The sequence below is a fragment of the Luteimonas sp. A534 genome (genome assembly GCF_054072805.1).
In genome coordinates, this window is the sequence record NZ_JBSVRR010000004.1 from 82219 (window position 1) to 102634 (window position 20416).

The 20416-nt window shown below is 70.7% G+C and carries 19 protein-coding genes; 8 read left to right on the forward strand and 11 right to left on the reverse strand.

Going from position 1 to position 20416, the window contains the following annotated elements:
• Nucleotides 1-22: 22 nt before the first annotated feature.
• Complete coding sequence (gene dksA / locus ACW5F0_RS10560; RefSeq protein ID WP_456965955.1) at nucleotides 23-1054, reverse strand: RNA polymerase-binding protein DksA; 1032 nt, start codon at nucleotides 1052-1054, stop codon at nucleotides 23-25.
• A gap of 264 nt (nucleotides 1055-1318) precedes the next feature.
• Between dksA and yidD the strand changes: the two genes are divergently transcribed.
• From yidD to ACW5F0_RS10575, 3 genes are all read left to right on the forward strand, one after another.
• Nucleotides 1319-1558: a membrane protein insertion efficiency factor YidD gene (gene yidD / locus ACW5F0_RS10565; protein WP_456965954.1), complete on the forward strand. Its 240-nt coding sequence runs from the start codon at nucleotides 1319-1321 to the stop codon at nucleotides 1556-1558.
• Nucleotides 1555-2901, forward strand: a complete 1347-nt coding sequence (locus tag ACW5F0_RS10570) for a dihydroorotase (RefSeq protein WP_456965953.1) — start codon at nucleotides 1555-1557, stop codon at nucleotides 2899-2901. Before yidD ends, ACW5F0_RS10570 begins: the two co-directional genes overlap by 4 nt.
• A 77-nt stretch (nucleotides 2902-2978) precedes the next feature.
• Nucleotides 2979-3755 carry a M23 family metallopeptidase gene (locus ACW5F0_RS10575; protein ID WP_456999793.1) on the forward strand — a complete coding sequence of 259 codons (777 nt, stop codon included), beginning with the start codon at nucleotides 2979-2981 and terminating at the stop codon, nucleotides 3753-3755.
• Nucleotides 3756-3905: 150 nt separating this feature from the next.
• On the opposite strand, the gene ACW5F0_RS10580 is transcribed toward ACW5F0_RS10575, so the two are convergent.
• The 7 genes from ACW5F0_RS10580 to efp form a co-directional block, all read right to left on the reverse strand.
• A complete protein-coding gene (locus ACW5F0_RS10580) occupies nucleotides 3906-5561 on the reverse strand; it encodes a sensor domain-containing diguanylate cyclase (protein ID WP_456999707.1) in 1656 nt (551 codons plus the stop codon).
• 302 nt (nucleotides 5562-5863) lie between these two features.
• The gene (gene folE2, locus ACW5F0_RS10585; RefSeq protein ID WP_456999708.1) at nucleotides 5864-6778 is read right to left on the reverse strand and encodes a GTP cyclohydrolase FolE2; all 915 of its coding nucleotides are present in this window, start codon (nucleotides 6776-6778) and stop codon (nucleotides 5864-5866) included.
• Nucleotides 6779-6876: 98 nt separating this feature from the next.
• Nucleotides 6877-7572, reverse strand: coding sequence for a phytoene/squalene synthase family protein (locus ACW5F0_RS10590; RefSeq protein WP_456999709.1), 696 nt, complete (start codon nucleotides 7570-7572; stop codon nucleotides 6877-6879).
• Nucleotides 7569-8243, reverse strand: a complete 675-nt coding sequence (gph, locus tag ACW5F0_RS10595; RefSeq protein WP_456999710.1) for a phosphoglycolate phosphatase — start codon at nucleotides 8241-8243, stop codon at nucleotides 7569-7571. The genes ACW5F0_RS10590 and gph overlap by 4 nt, the downstream gene beginning before the upstream one ends.
• The gene (ubiG, locus tag ACW5F0_RS10600) at nucleotides 8240-8962 is read right to left on the reverse strand and encodes a bifunctional 2-polyprenyl-6-hydroxyphenol methylase/3-demethylubiquinol 3-O-methyltransferase UbiG (protein ID WP_456999711.1); all 723 of its coding nucleotides are present in this window, start codon (nucleotides 8960-8962) and stop codon (nucleotides 8240-8242) included. The genes gph and ubiG overlap by 4 nt, the downstream gene beginning before the upstream one ends.
• Before the next feature lie 38 nt (nucleotides 8963-9000).
• Nucleotides 9001-10353 carry a TRZ/ATZ family hydrolase gene (locus ACW5F0_RS10605; RefSeq protein WP_456999712.1) on the reverse strand — a complete coding sequence of 451 codons (1353 nt, stop codon included), beginning with the start codon at nucleotides 10351-10353 and terminating at the stop codon, nucleotides 9001-9003.
• Nucleotides 10353-10919, reverse strand: a complete 567-nt coding sequence (gene efp, locus ACW5F0_RS10610; protein ID WP_456999713.1) for an elongation factor P — start codon at nucleotides 10917-10919, stop codon at nucleotides 10353-10355. The genes ACW5F0_RS10605 and efp overlap by 1 nt, the downstream gene beginning before the upstream one ends.
• A 58-nt stretch (nucleotides 10920-10977) precedes the next feature.
• Here efp and epmB point away from each other — a divergent pair, with 58 nt between their 5' ends.
• Both epmB and ACW5F0_RS10620 read left to right on the forward strand, forming a co-directional pair.
• Nucleotides 10978-11982 (forward strand): EF-P beta-lysylation protein EpmB, encoded by a 1005-nt coding sequence (epmB, locus tag ACW5F0_RS10615; RefSeq protein WP_456999714.1) that lies wholly within the window; start codon nucleotides 10978-10980, stop codon nucleotides 11980-11982.
• Nucleotides 11983-12082: 100 nt separating this feature from the next.
• Entirely contained in the window at nucleotides 12083-14164 is a 2082-nt protein-coding gene (locus ACW5F0_RS10620) for an EAL domain-containing protein (protein ID WP_456965943.1), read from the forward strand.
• 35 nt (nucleotides 14165-14199) lie between these two features.
• Here the strand turns inward: ACW5F0_RS10620 and htpX are convergent, their stop codons facing one another.
• Complete coding sequence (htpX, locus tag ACW5F0_RS10625) at nucleotides 14200-15108, reverse strand: protease HtpX (protein ID WP_456965942.1); 909 nt, start codon at nucleotides 15106-15108, stop codon at nucleotides 14200-14202.
• 74 nt (nucleotides 15109-15182) lie between these two features.
• On the opposite strand from htpX, the gene gluQRS reads away from it, so the two are divergent.
• The 3 genes from gluQRS (at nucleotide 15183) to phaR (ending at nucleotide 17488) form a co-directional block, all read left to right on the forward strand.
• Nucleotides 15183-16121: a tRNA glutamyl-Q(34) synthetase GluQRS gene (gene gluQRS, locus ACW5F0_RS10630; RefSeq protein WP_456999715.1), complete on the forward strand. Its 939-nt coding sequence runs from the start codon at nucleotides 15183-15185 to the stop codon at nucleotides 16119-16121.
• A 48-nt stretch (nucleotides 16122-16169) separates the two neighbouring features.
• Nucleotides 16170-16910 (forward strand): acetoacetyl-CoA reductase, encoded by a 741-nt coding sequence (phbB, locus tag ACW5F0_RS10635; RefSeq protein ID WP_456965940.1) that lies wholly within the window; start codon nucleotides 16170-16172, stop codon nucleotides 16908-16910.
• Nucleotides 16911-16996: 86 nt separating this feature from the next.
• The gene (phaR, locus tag ACW5F0_RS10640; protein ID WP_456965939.1) at nucleotides 16997-17488 is read left to right on the forward strand and encodes a polyhydroxyalkanoate synthesis repressor PhaR; all 492 of its coding nucleotides are present in this window, start codon (nucleotides 16997-16999) and stop codon (nucleotides 17486-17488) included.
• Between the two features lie 105 nt (nucleotides 17489-17593).
• On the opposite strand, the gene ACW5F0_RS10645 is transcribed toward phaR, so the two are convergent.
• Both ACW5F0_RS10645 and ACW5F0_RS10650 read right to left on the reverse strand, forming a co-directional pair.
• Nucleotides 17594-18505 (reverse strand): M48 family metallopeptidase, encoded by a 912-nt coding sequence (locus ACW5F0_RS10645; protein WP_456965938.1) that lies wholly within the window; start codon nucleotides 18503-18505, stop codon nucleotides 17594-17596.
• A 19-nt stretch (nucleotides 18506-18524) separates the two neighbouring features.
• A complete protein-coding gene (locus ACW5F0_RS10650; protein WP_456999716.1) occupies nucleotides 18525-20414 on the reverse strand; it encodes an SUMF1/EgtB/PvdO family nonheme iron enzyme in 1890 nt (629 codons plus the stop codon).
• Between the last annotated feature and the right edge of the window lie 2 nt (nucleotides 20415-20416).

A 20416-nucleotide genomic window follows, 5' to 3' on the forward strand; every position in this document is an offset into this window, starting at 1 on the left:
AACTGTCCAGCACGCAGCGGGATCAGTCGCCCATCTGCTTCTGCAGGTGCTCCCAGCGCTCCTGCTCGTCGATGGTGCGCTCGGCGGTGAGGCGCGCCTCGAGGCGGTCCAGGCCGATCTCTTCGCCGGAATCGACGCTGAAACCGTACTCGCCGGAGTCGACGCGCTTGAGCGTGCTGTCGATCTTGCCGATCAGCTTGCGGTAGCGGTCGCGGGTACGCAGTTCCAGCGAGTTCTCGGTTTCGCGGGTGGCGCGCTCGGCGTCGTCGCCGACGTCACGCACTTCGTCCTTGAGGTTCTCGATGGTCTGCTTGGACTCCTCAACCAGGTCGGCGCGCCAGTCCGCCAGGCGCTGGCGGAAGTACTCGAGCTGGAGCGCGCTCATGTACTCCTCGTCGGGGTCGGGCTTGTAGCCCTTGGGCAGGATCGGGCGGCCGGTAGCCTCGTCGATCTTGTGCGGAATGGTCTTGTAGCGCGTCTTCGGCGCGGGCGGCTGGGCCGGACGATTGGTCACCGCGACCGCGACCTTGCCCACCGTGCGCGGCGGCGCCTGGCGCGTCACGGGCACCGGCGCGACCTTGGTCGAGGGCTTGGCGCTGGCCTTCTTGGCCGAGGACTTCTTCGGCGGGGCTGCGGGTGCGGGCGCCGGCTTCGGCGTCACGGCCTTGGCGGCGGGCGCCTTGGCGGGAACTGGCTTCTTCACTGCGGGGGTCTTCACTGCGGGCTTCTTGGCAACCGCCGGCTTCGTCGCCTTGGCCGGCGCCTTGCTGGTGGATGTCTTCGCCACGGGCTTCACCGGGGCGACCTTCTTGACGGCGGCCTTCGTTGCGGGCGTCTTCTTCGCCACGGCCTTCTTCACCGCGGCCTTGGACGGAGCGGCCTTCTTCGCCGGAGCGGCCTTCTTCACCGCGGGCGCCTTGACGGCCTTCTTTGGAGCGGCCTTCTTCGCCACTGGCTTTTTCGCGGCCGCCTTCTTCGGAGCGGCCTTCGCAACCTTCTTGGCTGCGGGCTTGGCCGCCTTGGCGGCCTTCTTGACGGTCTTCTTCACTGCCACGTTCGGCGATCCTTCTTGGGAAGTGGGCGCCGACCGCGTTGCACGCGGCCGACCACCGTACAAGCGGTGGGAGCGGGGCATTCACCGATGCGTGGCCGCGGCGCGGCGACGATTGACGTATCCGGCCACCGGGAGCGCCCTGATGAACGCCCTGTGGCCGGTGCCACACTCCCGCGCTTGGACGGGAAAGCGGGCTGTTATACCCTGCCCTGACTATAGCGGCAACCGCGGCGCGCCGCGCCCCCGAATCCTGCCGACCTTCCCTTGATCGACCGCACCCTCATCGCGCTGCTGCGCGGCTACAAACGCTGGGTCAGCCCCCTGCTCGGCCCGCGCTGCCGTTTCCTGCCCTCCTGCTCGGAATACGCGATGCAGGCGATCTCGCTGCACGGCGCCCTGCGCGGCAGCTGGCTGGCCGCGAAGCGCGTCGGTCGCTGCCATCCCCTCCACCCCGGCGGCCTGGACCCCGTGCCGCCCCGCGACGACGGACCTTCCCCACGATGACCGACACCCTCATTCTCAACGCCCGCCTGGTCAACGAAGGCCGGGAGTTCAACGCCGACCTGCGCATCCGCGGCGGCCGCATCGACGCCATCGGCAGCCTCTCCCCGAGCGCCGGCGAGACCGTGGTCGACGCCGCCGGCCGCCGCCTGCTGCCGGGAATGATCGACGACCAGGTGCACTTCCGCGAGCCGGGGATGGAGTACAAGGCCGACATGGCCACGGAATCCGGCGCGGCCGTGGCCGGCGGCCTGACCAGCTTCATGGACATGCCCAACACCAGCCCGCCGACGCTCGACGCCGCGGCCCTGGAAAACAAGTACGCCCGCGCCGCCGGCCGCGCACGTGCCAACCACGGCTTCTACATGGGCGCCAGCAACGACAACCTCGCCGCCGTGCGCGCCATCGACCCGCGCGCCACCCCGGGGCTGAAGGTGTTCATGGGCGCGTCTACCGGCAACATGCTGGTCGACGATCCGGACACGCTCGACGCGATCTTCCGCGACACGCCGGTGCCGATCATCACCCACTGCGAGGACACGCCGATGATCGACGCGGCGCTGTCGGCGGCCCGCGCGCAGTACGGCGAGGACATCCCCGCGGAGCTGCACCCGGATATCCGCTCGCGCGAGGCCTGCATCAAGTCCACGCGCCTGGCGCTGGAACTGGCGCGCCGCCACGACACCCGCCTGCACGTGCTGCACATCTCCACCGCCGACGAGCTGGCGCTGTTCGAGCGCGGCCCGCTGGTCGACGCCGACGGCCGCCTGCGCAAGCGCATCACCGCCGAGACCTGCATCCACTTCCTGCGCTTCGACCGCGCCGACTACGCGCGCCTGGGCCACCAGATCAAGTGCAACCCCGCGATCAAGGACGCCAGCGACCGCGAGGCGCTGCTGCGCGCGCTGGCCGACGATGTGATCGACGTGCTCGCCACCGACCACGCCCCGCACACCTGGGAGGAGAAGCAGGCGCCGTATGTGCGTGCCCCCAGCGGGCTGCCGCTGGTGCAGTACGCGCTGGTGGCGGCGCTGGAGTGCGTGCACGAGGGCCACTTCGACACCGCGCGCGTGGTGCAGAAGTTCGCGCATGCGCCGGCACAGCTGTTCGACGTGGCCGAGCGCGGCTTCCTGCGCGAGGGCTACCACGCCGACCTGGTGTTGGTGGAGGACACCCCGTTCACCGTGAAGCGCGCGGACGTGCTGTCCAAGTGCGGCTGGTCGCCGTTCGAGGGCACCACCTTCCGCTCGCGTATCGCGTCGACCTGGGTCAACGGCGAACTGGCCTGGGACGGAAGCGCACTGGTCGGTGCGCCGAACGGCCGTCGCCTGGATTTCGCGCGATGAAGTTTGGCGGCGTGCTGGTGGTCGGGCTGCTGTCCACCCTGCCCTGGGCGCTGGCCCTGGCGCAGGCGGTGCCGGCGATGGCATCGCCCGCGGCCGCGGCCGATATGCGCGTGGTGTTTCCGGAACGCGTGCAGCAGGGTGCCCTGGTGCTGGGCAAGGTGCCGCATGGCAGCCGCGTCGAATTTGGCGACCGCGTGCTGCGCAGCACCGGCTACGGCACGGTGGTGTTCGGCGTCGGCCGCGATGCGACGGGTCCGTTGCGGGTGGCGGTCATCCGCCCCGACGGCAGCCGGACCGACGCCACCATCCTGGTGGACCCGCGCGACTGGCCGATGGAGCGCGTCAACGGCGTGCCCCCGAAGACCGTCGACCCGCCGCCGGCAATCGCCGAGCGCATCCGCCGCGAGCAGGCGCGCGTCACCGCCGTGCGCACGCGCGACGACGACCGCGCGGACTTCGCCCAGCGTTTCATCCGCCCGGTCGAGGGCCGCATCAGTGGCCGCTTCGGCAGTGGCCGCATCTACAACGGCAAGCCGGGCGCCGGGCACTCCGGCATGGACATCGCCGCGCCCACCGGCACGCCCGTCAAGGCGCCGGCCGCCGGCGTGGTCACCTTTGCCGATCCCGGCCTGTACCTCACCGGCGGCACCGTGGTGATTGACCACGGCCACGGCGTCAGCTCCAACTTCCTGCATCTCTCGCGCATCGACGTCGCCGAGGGCGACCGCGTCGAACAGGGCCAGGTCTTCGCCGCCGTCGGCGCCACCGGCCGCGCCACCGGCCCGCACCTGCATTGGGGCATGAACTGGTTCGACGTCCGCGTCGACCCGCTGCTTGTCCTGGAGCGTCCCTAGTTGCGGGCATCAGAGCCAAAGCGTTGCCACGGATTCACGCGGATGAGACGGATTCACGCGGATAGAGCAGGGGCACTCAAGCTGCCTTTTGCCTGATCCGCGTCATCCACGCAGATCCGTGGCAAAAAAGCTCTTCAAGTGCCTGGCCGATCAGGTCTGGAGCGGCGACGGAGTTGCGACCACGGGCCGGGACTCTCCGGGACCGGCCGCGGTCGCGCGATTGCGGCCGGCCTGCTTGCTGGCATACAGCGCGGCATCGGCGCGCTCCACCAGCGCTTCGGCACTTTCGCCGGGAGAGAGTTCGGCCACGCCGATGCTCAGGGTGCCGTCCAGCCGTACGGCGTGGATCGTCAGCGGGCGGCTGTTGACCGACTCCAGCATCCGCCCGGCCACGGCCAGTGCGTCACCCAAGGGAGTCTGCGGCAGGATCACGAGGAATTCGTCGCCGCCATAGCGGCCGATGATGTCGCCGCCGCGCAGCTGGTTGCGGATGCGCTGGGACACGATGCGCAGGCACTGGTCGCCGATGCTGTGCCCGTATTCGTCGTTGACCGGCTTGAAGTTGTCGACATCGACGAAGGCGATGCTGACCGGCGCGGCGCGCGTGGCGACCAGCGCCATGACCTTCCGCAGCTCGGCCTCGATGCCCGCGCGGTTGAGCATGCCGGTCAGCTCGTCCTTCCGCGCCAGTGCGCTGGCGTGGTCGCGATCGCGCCGCAGCTCGAGCAGCTTGTCGGCCAGGCCGATGGTCAGCAGCAGCCCGGCCAGCGCGAAGCTGCCGGCCAGTCCCTGCGCCATCCATGGGGGGCCGGCCCACAGCCCCATCATCTCGGTCGCCATCAATGTGGTGAACACCATCAGCGGCAGCCAGGACGCCATCACCACGCGCCCGGCGCGATCGCCACGCAGCGCTAGCACGGTGCTCCCGGCCAGGAGCAGGGCCGCGGACAGCACCAGGCCGATGTTGCCCACCAGCGCCAGCCAGCGGGCGTCGCCGAGGAAGCTTCCGACCCCCGCGACCGCCGCCAGCGCGGTACCGACCCAGAGCGCTCCGTCCAGGCGCGGCAGCTTGCCGCGCAGGTCGAGGTAGGCACGCTGGAACAGGTTGCTGCACACCACGCCCAGCCCGCCCACGATGCGGTTGGCGCGGGTGGAACTTCCGAACACCGTGTCCGCCCCGGGCAGCAGGCGGAGGTCCCCGCCGATCGACACCAGGTAGAGCACCGAGAAGCACAGCATCGCCCCGAACCAGGTGAAGCTGGAATCGCCCGTGCCGAACCGGAAAGCAAAGGCCAGCAGCGCCAGCACGCACAGCACGGACAGGACGAAGACCCGCCACGCGACGTAGGCGAGATCCTGGCGGTGCACCTGGTCGAGCGACTCGATCGAGACCGGCATCTGCAGCGAGGAGCTGGTGGCCACGCGCAGCCATACGGCTTCGCCCGGCGGAATGCCCTGCGGCAGGTCCACCACCAGGGCGCGCGACGAATACCTGGAGTCCGCATGCTCGCCATACAGGGCATGGGTTGCCGGCGCGCCGCTCCCCGGCACCCAGGCCTGCACCTGGTTGATCAAGGGCGAACGGAGCACCAGCCTGGGCTGGGCATCGGCGGTCAATGGCGTGGCAGCGGTGATGCGCCACCAGCCCACTTCGCCTCGACTGCCCCGGATCACGGTCACCGGCGGCTCGAGCCGATCGTCGAGCCTGCCCGACAGCACATCGGCGGCATCGGCATCGCCACCGGGCAGGGCCCGCAGCTCAACCGGCACGCCGGCCGACGCGAATCCGGCGCACAGCAGGAGCATGCACAGCCACAGGCTGCACCACCCCGGTTGGCGCTTCGGATCCCCCTTCCGCATGGCGCGATCCTACCAGTGCCCGCGGCCCACGCGGGCGCCGCGGCAGCCGGACGGCAGGAACGGAAGGCGAAGAGCTTTTGGCCACGGATCCACGCGGATGACGCGGATCAAAAAGCGAAAGCCCTTGCCCGCATCCGCTTTATCTTCAACGACCGTTTGGGATTGCGCGGACCTTTGGCCTGGCCCCGCCCCTATCCGCGCAAATCCGTGTCATCCGCGTCATCCGCGGCAAACGCTTCTCGAGCTTTTCAGCCCGTGACCCGCGCCACCGCGTCATGCGCGTGCAGGCTCTCGAAGTGCGACACGGTGACGTCGAACCGGGCCACGCGGGGGCTGGTCGACACGACAGCGGCAACCCGGCGGGCCGCGTCTTCGCAGAACATCAGGTTGTCGGCGTTGGCGCGCGCGAACGCCTGCTCGTCCTCGCGCTTCACGGCCGTCTGCACCGGGGTGCCGAGCGCGGCTTCCACGGCGTCGACCAGTTCCAGCAAGGGCAATGCGTCGACGTCGTTGCGCAGGGCCACGCGCACATCGGCGCGGCTGCGCTGCGCGTGCGGGGTGGCGGCCAGGCCGCGCCCCGACGCGAGCCACTCCAGCATCGCGACCTTGGACGGCGCATCGTCACCGGCGAAGTCGGCCTCGAAGCGATCGGCGTTGGCGCGGCGCGACAGCGCGGCAGAAGCCGGGCAGGTGCTCGAATATTCGACGCCGAAGGCGAGCACGATCTCGGTGCCCGAAGGCGACACCGTGGCGTCGACCTCGACCGGGTACGCCTTCCAGCCGGCGTTGTCGCTGGCCAGCGCGCGGCGGCGAAGCAACTGCTCCCAGCGCAGCGTCAGGCGCGCGGTGGTGGCCAGGCCTGCCTGCGAATCGATGCACTCGCGCAGCAGCGCGCGCAGCGCCGTCGATGTCAGCGGCGCGTCCGAGAAAGCGTCCTGCAGCAGCAGGTACAGCCGCGACATGTGGATGCCGCGCGTCTCGGCGCTGGCCAGGTCCACGCCGATGTCCACCGAAGCCGCCACCAGCTGCGGCGCACCACCCTCCCCGGCCACGCGCAGCGGCAGCGCGACCCGGCGCATGCCGACCCAGTCGAGCGGGCAGGCGGCGGCAGCGCGGTCATAGGCGACGTCGGGCAGCGTCGGGGACGGATTGGAAGAGGTCACGCGAAAGCCTGCAAATGAGAACGGTCCGCAATTCTAACCGCGCACCGGTCCGGCACCTGCGCAACGCTGCATGCCGTGCGCGGCGCGCAATGCGCGGTTCAGCCGGCGGAACGCGCGCCGCGCCATGCGGCGAAGAGCGCGCGCAGCGGTGACAGCGGCGCGGCGGGACGCGCCAATCGCGCGCCGACCAGGGCCGCCTGCACCCCGCGTGGCCGGGATGCGGGGCGTCCCGCTCCGGGCACGCCATCGACCGGAGCTATGGGATCCATTGCCGCAGCGCGCAGCAGGGCGCGTTCGCCGAGCAGGCTGGACAGCACCGCGGATGCCGCATCCGCGTCGGGTGCGCGCCCACCGAACAGTGCCGCCTCGCAGTCCGCGACCGCGGCGGCAAAGGTCTTGCCGGCCACCGCGTCGCCATGCCCGGCGCCTGCCCCGGCGGGCCTTGCGTCGCCACCGCTGCCGTCATCGCGCAGGGCACGCAGGTCCGGCAGCGCCCTGCCCAGCTCCAGCCACGGCGCCGGCTGCGGCTGCAGCAGCGCGCCCAGCGGATGGCGGCGCGCGCCCTTGGCCCAGCCGCCGAGCTCTTCCTGCCACCACGCAAGCTTGGCCAGGCCGGGCGTCGGGTCGCCGCCACCCCAGGCGGCATCGGTCAGCTCCTGCAACAGCGTGAACCAGGCCTCGGCCAAGGGCTGGCGATCGCCCGGCACGAACACCATCGCCACCGCCCACTCCGGCCAGCGCGCGCGCCACTTGTCGACGAACATGGCCGCGTCGTCGCGGAGGTCGACGCTCACGGCCAGGCGTCCGGATCCAGCAGGTCGGCGGGCGTCTCCACCATGGCATCGGCCAGCCACGTCAGCGGGTCGTCGTGCTGCAGCCGGTAGCCCCACAGCGCGACCAGCGAACGCATGCCGGCCGCGCGCGCGGCGAGGATGTCGCGCTCGTCGTCGCCGACGTAGACGCAGTCGGCGATCGCGAAGCCCATCGCCTGCGCGGCGTGCAGCAGCGGCAGCGGATGCGGCTTGCGCTCGGCCAGGGTGTCGCCTCCGATCAGCACGCCGCTGCGCTGCTCCCAACCCAGCGAAGGCATCAGCGCGCGTGCCAGGGATTCCGGCTTGTTGGTGACGATGCCCCAGCGCGCGCCGTCGGCCTCCAGCGCGGACAGCATCGCCTCGATGCCGTCGAAGGCGGCGCCGTGGCGGCCCAGCTCTTCGGCATAGACCGCAAGGAACTCCTTGACCATGTCCGGCGGCACCTCGCCGCCCAGTTCGGGGAACGCCGCCGCACTCATGGCACGCGCACCCTTGGAGACGTGCGGGCGCAGGTCGGCCAGCGGCATCGGCGGCACACCGCGCGTCGCGCGCATGCGGTTCACGGTCGCGGCCATGTCGGGCGCGCTGTCGAGGAGCGTGCCGTCAAGGTCGAACAGCACGCAGCGCGGGAAGCGCCCGACCGGCGCGCTCACGATGCGTCCGGCTTGCGGGCCGCGACCAGGTAGTTGACGTCGGTGCGCGAGGACAGCCGCGCGCGGTTGGCCCAGGGCTCATAGGCCAGCCCCGCGACGTCGTCGAGCTCCAGCCCGGCCTCGCGCAGCCAGGCGGCGAGTTCGGAGGGGCGGATGAAATCGCGGTACTGGTGGGTGCCGCGCGGCAGCAGCCGGGCCACGTACTCGGCGCCGACGATCGCCAGCGCGAAGGCGGCCGGCGTGCGGTTGAGCGTGGACACGAACAGGTGGCCGCCCGGCTTCAGCAGCCGCGCGCAGGCTTCGATGATCGCGCCGGGATCGGGCACGTGCTCCAGCATTTCCATGCAGGTCACGACGTCGAAGCTGCCCGGCGCCTCGTCGGCCAGCGCCTCCACCGGCTGCAGCCGGTAGTCGACCGTCACGCCCGATTCCAGCGCATGCAGGCGCGCGACCTTGACCAGGTCAGCCGCGAGGTCGATCGCGGTGACCTCGGCCCCGGCGCGCACCATGGCCTCGCTCAGCAGCCCGCCGCCGCAGCCGACGTCGAGCACGCGGGCGCCGGCCAGCGGCCGCCGTGCGGCGACGTAGTCCAGGCGCACCGGATTCAGCGCATGCAGCGGCTTCTGCGGACCTTCGGGATCCCACCAGCGGTTGGCCAGCTCGGCGAACTTGTCGAGCTCGGACTGGCGGAAGTTGGTGCTGCTCGCGGGGGTGGTCATGACGGCCTGCTTGGGAAGGGTGGCGCGCGCCGGCGCCTTCAGTTGGCGCCGGTGCGGATGCCGGCCATGCGCGTGCGCCACTGGCGGGCGTTGGCGACCACGGCGGCGGTATCGATGTCGACGAGTTCGCGCCCGCGCAGCTTGGCCACGCCGGCAATCCAGACGTCGCCGACCTGGTGGCGGCCGGCGGCATAGACCAGCTGCGAGACCACGTGGTGCAGGGGCTGCGTCTCCAGGTCGCTGAAATCGAAGCAGGCCATGTCGGCCTGCTTGCCCGGCTCCAGCGATCCGGCCAGGTGGTCGAAGCCCATCGCCTTCGCACCGCCCAGGGTGGCCGCCCGCAGCGCGGTGAACGCGTCGAACGCGGACGCGTCCTGCGCTACCGCCTTCGCCAGCTGCGCCGCGGTGCGCGTCTCGCCGACCATGTCAAGGTCGTTGTTGCTGGCGCAGCCGTCGGTGCCGATGGCGAGGTTCACGCCCGCGCGCTCCAGCGCGCAGGCCGGGCAGAAGCCCGAGGCCAGCTTGAGGTTGGACTCCGGGCAGTGCACCACGCTCACGCCGCGCTCGGCGCAGAGGTGGATCTCGGCCTCGGTCAGCTGGGTCATGTGCACGGCGATCAGGCGGTCGTTCACCAGACCCAGACGGTCCAGGCGCGCCAGCGGGCGCTGGCCGTGGTCCTTGATCGACTGCTCGACCTCCTGCGCGGTCTCGTGCAGGTGCAGGTGCACGGGGACATCGAGCTGGTCGGCGAGCATGCGCACGCGCTCGAAGTTGGCGTCGTTGACGGTGTACGGCGCGTGCGGCGCGAAGGCCATGGCGATCAGCGGGTCGCCGCGCCACTGGTCGTGCACGGCACCGGCCTTGTCAAAGTATTCGTCATCGCCCGCCGCCCACGCGGTCGGGAAATCGATGACCGGCAGGCCGATCCGCGCGCGGAAGCCGTGGCGCTTGTAGACCGCGGCCTGCACGTCGGGAAAGAAGTAGTTCTCGTTGCAGGAGGTCGTGCCCCCGCGCAGCATTTCGGCGATCGCGAGCGTGACGCCGTCGGCGACGAAGTCCGGGGCCATCACCGCGGCCTCGATCGGCCAGATGTGCTGCTGCAGCCAGGTCTTCAGCGGCAGGTCGTCGGCGATGCCGCGCATCAGTGTCATCGGGTTGTGGGTGTGGGCGTTGACGAAGCCCGGCACCAGCACGCCGTCGGGACGCGACACCACCTCGGCCGGCGCGAAGCGCCCGCGCGCCTCGGCCCGCGGCAGCAGCGCGACGATCACGCCGTCGCGCACGGCCACGGCGTGGTCTTCAAGCACCACCCCATGTGGCTCCACCGGGACGACGTGCCCGGCCTCGACCAGCAGGTCGCAGGCCTCGGGCACCACCTCTTGTCCCACCATTACTTGACCCGGCTGACGTATTCGCCAGAGCGGGTGTCGACCTTGATCAGCTCGTCCTGGTTGACGAACAGCGGCACGCGGACCACCGCGCCGGTTTCCAGGGTGGCTGGCTTGCCGCCGCCGCCCGAGGTGTCGCCGCGCACGCCGGGATCGGTCTCGGTGATCTTGAGTTCGACGAAGTTCGGCGGCGTGACCTGGATCGGGGTGCCGTTCCACAGGGTCACCACGCAGTCTTCCTCGCCCTTGAGCCACTTCTCGGCGCCACCCATGCCGGCCTTGTCGGCCTGCACCTGCTCGAAGTTCTCCGGGTCCATGAAGTGCCAGTACTCGCCGTCCGAATACAGGTAGCGCATGTCGGTGTCGAGGACGTCGGCGGCGTCCATCGAGTCGGTCGCCTTCATGGTGACTTCCTGCACGCGGCCCGACTTGATCAGGCGGTACTTCACGCGCGTGAACGCCTGGCCCTTGCCCGGCTTGACGTACTCGGTGTCGGTGATGATCGCGGGTTCCGCGTTGACGAGGATCTTCATCCCGTTCTTGACGTCGTTCATGCCATAGCTGGCCATGCGTGCTCCTGCAGGGTTCGTCGGGGTGGGCCGCGCGAGCGGCTAGACTGTGCGGGAAATGATACTCGCAGCCCCCCTTTCCATGCAGCCACGCGGCTGGCAGCAGGCCTGGCGCGCGTCCGTCCGCGACCCGCGCGAGCTGCTGCGCCTGCTTGGCCTGGAGGCGGAAGCCGCGGCGGTGCCGGAGGCGGCGGTCTCGGCGTTCGCGCTGCGCGTGCCCCGGGGCTTCATCGCCCGGATGCGGCCGGGCGACCCGCACGACCCCCTGCTGCGCCAGGTGCTGCCGCTGGCCGACGAACTGCGGACCGTGCCGGGATTCGGCCTGGACGCGGTTGGTGACGGTGCCGCGAAACTGGCGCGCGGCGTCATCCACAAGTACGCCGGCCGCGCGCTGCTGGTGGCGACCGGCAGCTGCGCGATCAACTGCCGCTACTGCTTCCGGCGCCATTTCCCCTATGCCGAAGAGACCGCGGCCGCCGGCGGCTGGGCCGAAGCGGTGGCGGCGATCGCGGCCGACCCGGGCATCACCGAGGTCATCCTGTCAGGCGGCGATCCGCTGTCCCTGGCCACGGGCAAGCTGGCCGACCTGACCGCCCTGCTGCGCGAGGTACCCCACGTCCGCCGCCTGCGCCTCCACAGCCGGCTGCCGGTGGTCCTGCCCGAGCGCATCGACGACGAGTTCCTGGCCTGGCTGCGCGACCTGCCCTGGCCGGTGGCGGTGGTGGTGCACGCCAACCACGCCCGCGAGTTCGACGCCTCCGTCGATGCCGCGATGGCGGCCTTGCGCGACGCCGGCGCCAGCGTCCTCAACCAGGCGGTGCTGCTAGCCGGGGTCAACGATTCCGTCGACGCCCTGGCCGACCTGTGCGAGCGCGGCTTCGAGGCCGGCGTGCTGCCCTACTACCTGCACCAGCTCGACCGCGTCGCCGGCACCGCGCACTTCGAGGTCGGCGACGACCGCGCCCGCGCGCTGCATGCAGCGCTGGTGGCGCGCCTGCCCGGCTATCTCGTGCCGAAGCTGGTGCGCGAAATCGCCGGCGATGCGTCCAAGCGCCCGCTGTGACGCCCGTCGCCGCGGCGGCGGACCTGGACCCTGTTGCCATGCCGCCGCCGTGGACGCCACGCGCCGCGGCATGGCATAACGCCGCTTCACGGAGAAACGCATGACGAAGAGTCAGGAAAACGCGCTGCGGCTGATGATCGTTGACGACAGTCCCGAGGCCGCCGAAGCCATCGTCAGCACGCTGCGCAATGCCGGCATCGCCGTGCGCCCGCTGCGTCCCGCTTCAGCGGAGGAGTTCGCGGGCATGGTAGGCGCGCAGCCGATCGACGTGGTCGTCGCCCAGCGGGACTCGGCGGTGCTGCCGCTGACCACCGTGCTGCAGCAGGTGGCGGCCACCGGCAAGGACATCCCCGTGGTCGCGGTGGCCGACGCCATCGACCAGGAGGCCTACGTCCAGGCAATGACCGCCGGCGCGCGCGCACTGGCCCTGCGCGAACCGGCGTCGCTGCTGCTGACCGTGATCCGCGACGCCTGGGCCGACCTCGACGCGCGCCGCGCCCAGCGCCGCTTGGAGGCGCGCCTGCGCGAGACCGAGCGCCGCTGCGACGCCCTCATCGATTCCTCGCGCGATCCCATCGCCTACGTCCACGAAGGCATGCACATCCGCGCCAACCAGGCCTACCTGGAGATGTTCGGCTACGACGACTTCGAGGACATCGAAGGCATGTCGCTGCTGGACATGGTCGCGCCGCAGCACGTCGAGGGCTTCCGGCAGCTGCTCAAGGCGCTGGCCCAGGGCGAGGCGCCGCCGCCGCGGTACGAGTTGCAGGCGCGCGACATCGACGGCAACGTCTTCCCCGCGGCGATGGAATTCATCCAGGCCCAGTACGAAGGCGAACCCTGCGTGCAGGTGGTGATCCGCCGCCAGGAGCTCGATCCCGAGCTCGCCCAGGAAATCGAGGAGCTGCGCCAGCGCGACCAGGCCACCGGCCTGTACAACCGCGCCACCTTCCTGCACGCGCTCGAGGGCGCGGTGGACGGCGCCGCCCAGGACGGCGCACGCCACGGCATGCTGCTGATCGAACCCGACCACTACCAGCACCTGCTGGCCGACATCGGCCTGGACTCGGCCGACGACCTGCTGGCCGCCACCGCCACGCGGCTCACCGCCGCCGCCAAAGGCCTGGACGCGATCGTTGCCCGCTTCGGCGAGCACACCCTGGCCCTGCTGGTGCGCAACAGCGACCACGAAGGCACCCAGGCCGTGGCGAACCGGGTGCTCGCGGCCTTCTCCGCCGACCTGTTCGAGATCGGCTCGCGCTCCAGCGTGATCACCGCCAGCATCGGCGCGGTCCAGGTCGGCGAGAAGATCGCCAGCGTCAGCCAGGTCCTGGCCAAGGCCACGCAGGCGGTCGCTTCGGCCAGCGCCACCGGCGGCAACCGCTTCGAACTGTTCGACCCCAGCGCGGTCGACCGCGCCGAGGAGGAGCACATCCAGGCCTGGGTGACGCGCCTGCGCGACGCGCTCGACCACGAGGGCTTCGTGCTCCATTACCAGCCGGTGATCAGCCTGCAGGGCGACACCGGCCCTGTGTACGAGGCCTTCCTGCGCCTGAAGGGCGCGGACGGCGAGCTGATCAAGCCGCTGAGCTTCCTGCAGATCGCGGAGGAGCACGGCCTGCTCTGGGAAATCGACCGCTACGTGGTCGGCCGCGCGATCGCGATCATCGGCGAGCGCATCCGCGCCAACAAGCCGACCACCCTGCTGGTCAAGGTCAGCCAGGCCTCGCTGGCCGACGACAGCCTGCCGCGTTACGTCGCCGAACAGCTGATGGCGCACGGCGTGCCGGGCGAGTACCTGGTGATCGAACTCGCAGAGGCCAAGGTGTTCACCCACCTCAAGGCCGCGCAGGAGTTCGCGGCGGCGGCGGCGCGCCTGGACTGCCGCATTGCCCTGGAGAACTTCGGCGCCGGCCTGGACTCGTTCCAGCTGCTCGCGCACCTGAAGCCGAACATGCTCAAGATCGATCCCGGCTTCATCGAGGATCTCACCGGCAACGCCGACAACCAGGAGCGCGTCCGCGAGATCGCGGCCAAGGCGCGGGAGCTGGGCATCCAGACCATGGCCGACTACGTGTCGGACGCGGCCTCGATGTCCGTGCTGTTCGGCACCGGCGTGGACTACGTATCGGGCAACTTCCTGGCCCCCTCGGGCTCCGACATGTCCTACGACTTCGAGTGACGTCGCGGCGCCGTGCTTGCGGCGCCGCGATGGAATCAGGCCAGCAGGCCCTGGCGCAGGGCGGCCTCGCCGTCGACGCTGCCGGCCTCGAGCGCGCGGATGCGCTCTTCCAGCGGCGGATGGCTGAGCAGCAGCCGGCGCAGGCCATGGCCAACTGCCCCGCTGATACCGAAGGCCGCGACCTGCTTGGGCAGGGTGTTCTGGCCCTGGTTGAGCGACAGGCGCTTGAGCGCGGCGATCATCTTCGGCCGGCCCGCCAGCGCGGCGGCGCCGGCATCGGCGCGGAATTCGCGGTGACGCGAGAACCACATCGCGATCATGCTCGCGAAGATGCCGAAGACCATGTCCAGCACGAACACGATGGCGAAATAGGCCAGCCCGCCGCCGCCGTTGTCACGGCCGCCGCTGAGGTAGCCGTCGACCGCGCGCCCGACCAGGCGCGCAAGCACGATCACGAAGGTGTTGAGCACGCCCTGCAGCAGCGCCATGGTGACCATGTCGCCGTTGGCGATATGGCTGACCTCGTGGGCGAGCACCGCCTCGGCCTCGTCCTGGTCCATCGAGCGGAGCAGGCCCGTGGACACCGCGACCAGCGCGTTGTTGCGGTTGGCGCCGGTGGCGAAGGCATTGATCTCGGGGGCGTCATAGATGGCGACCTCGGGCATGCCGATGCCGGCGGCCTGGGCCTGGCGGGCCACGGTGTCGACCAGCCAGCGCTCGACGTCGCTGCCGGGGCGCTCGATCACGTGCAGGCCGGCGGCGCGCTTGGCGACCCACTTCGACGACAGCAGCGAGATCAGCGAGCCGCCGAAGCCGAACAGCGCGGCCATGACCAGCAGGCCGCCCATCGACTGCGGGTTGATGCCGAAGACCGACATGATGATGCTGAGCAGGGCCAGCACCGCCAGGTTGGTGGCGAGGAAGAGGGCGACGCGCTTGAGCATGGGACGGGTTCCTGCAAATGTTCGGATGCGATACCGGAAGTGTGTCCTGCGGGCATTGAATTCAAGATGACGGCATGACGAATCCGCAGGCCGACAAGCCGACTCCCCCGGCAGCAACGCCCGTGCGCGGACGCTTCGCGCCATCGCCCACCGGCGCCCTCCACTTCGGCTCCCTGCTGGCCGCCTTCGGCAGCTGGCTGGCCGCGCGCAGCGCCGGCGGCGAGTGGCTGGTGCGCATGGAGGACGTGGACGCGGCGCGCGAGGTGCCCGGTGCCGGCGCCGCCCAGCTGCGCACGCTGGCCGCGTTCGGCCTGGCCCACGACGGCCCGGTGGCCTACCAGTCCCGGCGCGGGGATCTGTACGCCGCCGCGCTGCAGCGGCTTCTCGAGGCCGGACTGGCCTTCCAATGCCACTGCAGCCGCAGCGACGTGGCCGCGGCCGGCGGCGTCCACCGCGCCTGCCGCCCGGGTGCGCAGCGACCCGATCCCGCCGTGCGCCTGCGGGTACCTGACGGCAGCCGGAAGGCCTTCGACGACGCCGTCCACGGCCGCATCTCCCAGGATGTCGATCGCGAGGTCGGCGACTTCGTGCTTCGCCGTGCCGACGGCTGGTGGGCCTACCAGCTGGCCGTGGTGGTGGACGACGCCGACCAGGGCATCACCGATGTGGTGCGCGGCGCCGACCTGCTCGACTCCACTCCGCGCCAGCTGCTGCTGCAGCGCGCGCTGGGCCTGCCCCGCCCCCGCTACCTGCACCTGCCGCTGGTGCTCGACGACGATGGCCACAAGCTGTCGAAGTCGCGCGCATCCCTGCCCGTGGACGCTGCCGATCCCGTGCCTGCACTGCGAATCGCCTGGCACGCGCTGGGACAGGATCCGCGCCACCTGCACGCAGTCCCCTCCCTGGATGCCACCCTCGCCGCCGCCTTGCGCGGCTTCGACCCCGCCCGCATTCCGCGGGGCCCGTGGCCGGCCACCGCACTGCACAATGCCGCTGCAATGCCCGGCGCATAGAATCGAAGCGAAGCCGGCGCGCCGCGCCCGGGCATGGGGAGCGATGACATGACGTCTCGGGTTGCGTTGGTCACCGGTGGAACCGGTGGCATCGGCACTGCCATCTGCAAGCGCCTGGCCAAGGCGGGCCACAGGGTCGCGACCAACTACCGCAACGAAGAAAAAGCCCGCGCCTGGGAGAAGACGATGCGCGAGGAGGGCTTCGAGTTCACCCTCGTGCCCGGCGACGTGTCCTCCGCCGCCGAAGCCGAGGCGATGGTGCACCGGGTCGAGGAGGCGCTGGGACCGATCGAGATCCTGGTCAACAACGCCGGCATCACACGCGACTCCACCTTCCACAAGATGGCGCCGGACCAGTGGACCGATGTCATCACCACCAACCTCAACGCCTGCTACAACGTCACCCGCCCGGTGATCGAAGGCATGCGCGAGCGCAAGTGGGGCCGCATCGTGCAGATCAGCTCGATCAACGGCCAGAAGGGACAGTACGGCCAGGCCAACTACGCCGCCGCCAAGGCCGGCATGCACGGCTTCACAATTTCGCTTGCACAGGAAAACGCGAAGCTCGGCATCACCGTGAACACGGTGTCCCCGGGCTATATCGGCACCGACATGGTGATGGCCGTTCCGGAGGCTGTGCGCGAGAAGATCGTCGCCCAGATCCCGACCGGGCGCCTGGGCATGCCTGACGAAATCGCCTATGCCGTGGCTTTCTTCCTACCCGAAGAGGCGGCCTGGATCACCGGCGCCAACCTTGCCGCGAACGGCGGCCAGTACATGGGCTGGTAGCCGTCCCGCGCACGCCCAGTGTCCTGTTGCAAGCACTGTTGCGGTGCGTCATGCTGCGGTGAGTCACGAAATCCGAGCACCGCAGCATGGCCATGCGTGTCATCAAGAAGTATCCCAACCGCCGTCTGTACGACACCGAGATCTCGAGCTACATCACCATCGAGGATGTGCGCCAGCTGATCGTTGACGGCGAGGATTTCGAAGTCCGCGACGCCAAGAGCGGCGATGACCTCACCCGCCAGGTGCTGCTGCAGATCATCTCCGAGCAGGAGCAGGACGGCGAGCCGATCCTGTCGACGGAGCTGCTGAGCCAGATCATCCGGTTCTACGGCGACTCCCTGCAGGGCTTCATGGGCAGCTATCTCGAGCGCTCGATGCACACCTTCCTCGAGCAGCAACAGCAGTTCCGCCAGCAGATGGGCAGCATGCTCGGCCAGAGCCCGTGGTCGATGATGGGCCAGCTCACCGAGCGCAACATGGCCATGTGGCAGGAATTCCAGCGCAACCTGGCGTCAGCGGCCAAGCCGCCTGCGACGCCCGAGAAGCCGCGCAGCCCCGCAGGCGCCAAACGCAAGTAGTTTTCGCGGGGTGCGTTAGGGGCTGGCCACCGTCACATCACTCCGCCGCCACTCCAGAATCCGGCGCAACATGCCCGCCGCCCCCGCAAAACCCCGAAGCAACAACTATCGCGCCGACAGCGCTCCGTCCGCGCAGAAGCGCGCCCGGTACTCCATCGCCTTGGGCATGAGTGATTCCAGGTTCTGGATCCGCGTGCCCGGGTTCGGGTGCGTGGACGAGAACTCGGGCTGTGACTGCCCGCCGCTGGCCGCGCTCATGCGCTCCCACAGCGGAACCGACTCGCGCGGGTCGTAGCAGGCCGCGGCGGCCAGCATCAGGCCCACGTAGTCGGCCTCGGTTTCATGTTTGCGCGCGTAGGGCAGCAGGTAGCCATAGCCCATCGCGGCCATGACCATCTGCTGCTGCTGCGGATCCATTCCGCTCATCGCGCCGGCCATCTGCCCCATCTGCGACAGCTTCTGCTGGGCCATGCGCTGGGCGCCATGGCGCAGCAGGGCGTGCGCGATTTCATGGCCCATGACCACCGCCATCGCGTGCTCGTTCTCCGCCACCGGCACCAGGCCGGTATAGACCGCCATCTTGCCGCCGGGCAGGCAGAAGGCGTTGGCCTGGTCGGACTGGATCACGTTGACGTCCCAGTCGAAGGTCGACGAGAACCCGGTGGGCTGCTGGCCGTTCTCCGCCGCCAGCGCCGCCTCGATCTCCGGCACCTTCTCGATCAGGCGGCGCGCGATCTCGCGCACCTCGCGGGCGATCGGGGTGTTGGGATCCACCGGGCGCTCGGTCGACAGGATCTCTTCGTAGGCCTGCAGGCCCAGCGCCTTTTCGTCCTCCACCGACAGCGAGCGGTCGATCAGCACCTTTTCGCCGGTCACCGGGTCGAGGGTCTGGTTCGAGAACCAGTAGTACGCCCCGTAGCCGATGAAGGCGACGAGGATCAGGATCCTCGGATTGAAGCCGCGCCGGGGCGCCGCCGCCTGCTGCTGCCGCCCGCGCCTGAAAGGATCCTGTCGCATGCCCCACTCCTGCCTGTTTTCAGATGTCGCGCGCAACCCGGAAGCCGACGCGCGCGTTGGTGTTGTCCACCGGTGACGGCGCGCGCCACGAACTGCGCGTCTGCGGCGGCGAGCTGGCCCAGGCGCCGCCGCGCACCACCTGCATGCGGCAGCCCGGGTTGACCCAGGCGGCGCCCGATGCCGGTGCGCGCCGATAGCTGTCGTGCCAGCAGTCCGCGACCCACTCGCTGACGTTGCCTTCAAGATCATGCAGGCCGAATGCGTTGGGCGTGAAGCTGCCGACCGGGGCCGGGCCCCAGTGGCCGTCGTCGTGGTCCTTGAAGGCGTTGCTCCAGCCGCGGCCACCGGGCGAACGGTCCTTGCCGCCGGTGAGGTTGCCGGCGCGCTCCGGCGGATCGCCGTCGCCCCAGGGGAATCGCGTGTCGCCGCCGGCGCGCAGGGCGTATTCGAACTCCGCCTCGCTGGGCAGGCGATAGCGCTGACCGCTGACCTCGGCCAGCCAGTCGACATAGGCCTGGGCGTCGCGGGCGCTGATGTGGATCACGGGCAAGTTGGCCGCCGCCGGGGCACCGGCGAAGTCGGAGCGCCAGTCCACGCTGCTGCGGCGCACGAAGTTGCCGCTGCGCTCGTCATAGGCCATCGAGAAGCCGCGGCGCTCGGCGCGCGAGCGATAGCCGGTGGCGTCGACGAACCGGCGGAACTCGCCGACGGTGATCTCGTTGAGCGACAGCGCGAAGCCGCGTTCAAAGCGCAGGTTGCGCCGCGGGCGTTCGTTGTCCTCGGCATCGCTGTCGTCGTCCGTGGCGCCCATGCTGAAGCCGCCATGCGGCACCACCACCATCTGCGGCCCGCGGCCACCGCCGGCGGCGTCAGTGAAGCGCTGGCCGGGGCGGAAATTGCCGTAGTGCACGGCCAGGTCGATGCGCTCGCGCAGCTCCGCCACCGCCGCGTTGCCCGGCTCCGCCAGCACCAGCATGCGCGCCAGCGCGGTGCGCGCGCGCTCGATGCCGTCGGCCTGCGGCAGGGCGGCGATGCCTTCGTCGCGCAGGCGCAGGATCCAGGCGCGGCGGCGCGTGTCGACGCGATCGCGGGCGTCGGCGACGGTGGTGCTGTCGTCGCGCACCTTGCCAGCGTGTCCGAGCCAGGTGTCCGCGGTTTCGAAATCGCCCTCGCCCGCGGCCTTTTCGGCGCGCCGGATCATCGCGCTCTCGACGGCGGCGCGAAGCTGCAGCGCGCGCGGCTGCGCCTCGTCGATGGCCAGCACTTCGCGCACCTTGCCCAGCGCGCCGCCGCCGGACTCGCCCAGGCGGCCGGCTTGGAGCTCGGCCTCCGCCGCCCGGTTGACCTCCGCCAGCTGGTCGGCGCGATCGACGCCCACCAGGTAGGCATGGACCTGCTCTTCCGCAGGCCGCAGGCTGCGCGCCACCGCGGCGATCTCCCGCGCCCGGCGCAGCGCGGCGTCATCATCGCCCGCGCGTGCCAAGGCCTCATTGCCCTCGACCATCAGCGCGGCGAATGCGCGCTCGAGCCCGGCGGCGGCCGGTTCACTGTCGGGAACGCGTGCAAGCACGGCCTGGTACAGCGGGATCGCCGATTCCGCGCCCGCGTCGAGGTCGCCCGCCTCCAGCGCCTGCTCCGCACGCTCCAGCGCACCGGCCACGGCGTCCTCGCCCTCTTCCAGGTCGACCCGCGGCGTGCGCCAGGTGAGGCTGCCGGCCAGGCGGTCGTCGCCGCTGATGGTCACGCTGCCGTCGCCCGGGCCTTCGGCGGCTTCGGTCGGCGCCCCGCCATCGGGCGCCGCACCTTCGGGCGAACAGCCGACCGCGAGCAGCAGCGCAAATGCGGCGGCGAGCGCGGCCCGGCATGGCCAGGCCGAAGGGCTGGAAGGGAGCGGTCGACAATGGGTCACGG

Bases quoted from the DNA above. Each gene is read 5' to 3' on its own strand.
- ACW5F0_RS10645 (WP_456965938.1), bottom strand. From the start codon at position 18,505: ATGCGACAGGATCCTTTCAGGCGCGGGCGGCAGCAGCAGGCGGCGGCG.
- ACW5F0_RS10580 (WP_456999707.1), bottom strand. From the start codon at position 5,561: ATGCTCCTGCTGTGCGCCGGATTCGCGTCGGCCGGCGTGCCGGTTGAG.
- htpX (WP_456965942.1), bottom strand. From the start codon at position 15,108: ATGCTCAAGCGCGTCGCCCTCTTCCTCGCCACCAACCTGGCGGTGCTG.
- ACW5F0_RS10575 (WP_456999793.1), top strand. From the start codon at position 2,979: ATGGCATCGCCCGCGGCCGCGGCCGATATGCGCGTGGTGTTTCCGGAA.
- ACW5F0_RS10570 (WP_456965953.1), top strand. From the start codon at position 1,555: ATGACCGACACCCTCATTCTCAACGCCCGCCTGGTCAACGAAGGCCGG.
- epmB (WP_456999714.1), top strand. From the start codon at position 10,978: ATGATACTCGCAGCCCCCCTTTCCATGCAGCCACGCGGCTGGCAGCAG.
- ACW5F0_RS10605 (WP_456999712.1), bottom strand. From the start codon at position 10,353: ATGGTGGGACAAGAGGTGGTGCCCGAGGCCTGCGACCTGCTGGTCGAG.
- phbB (WP_456965940.1), top strand. From the start codon at position 16,170: ATGACGTCTCGGGTTGCGTTGGTCACCGGTGGAACCGGTGGCATCGGC.
- efp (WP_456999713.1), bottom strand. From the start codon at position 10,919: ATGGCCAGCTATGGCATGAACGACGTCAAGAACGGGATGAAGATCCTC.
- ACW5F0_RS10620 (WP_456965943.1), top strand. From the start codon at position 12,083: ATGACGAAGAGTCAGGAAAACGCGCTGCGGCTGATGATCGTTGACGAC.
- phaR (WP_456965939.1), top strand. From the start codon at position 16,997: ATGGCCATGCGTGTCATCAAGAAGTATCCCAACCGCCGTCTGTACGAC.
- ubiG (WP_456999711.1), bottom strand. From the start codon at position 8,962: ATGACCACCCCCGCGAGCAGCACCAACTTCCGCCAGTCCGAGCTCGAC.
- gluQRS (WP_456999715.1), top strand. From the start codon at position 15,183: ATGACGAATCCGCAGGCCGACAAGCCGACTCCCCCGGCAGCAACGCCC.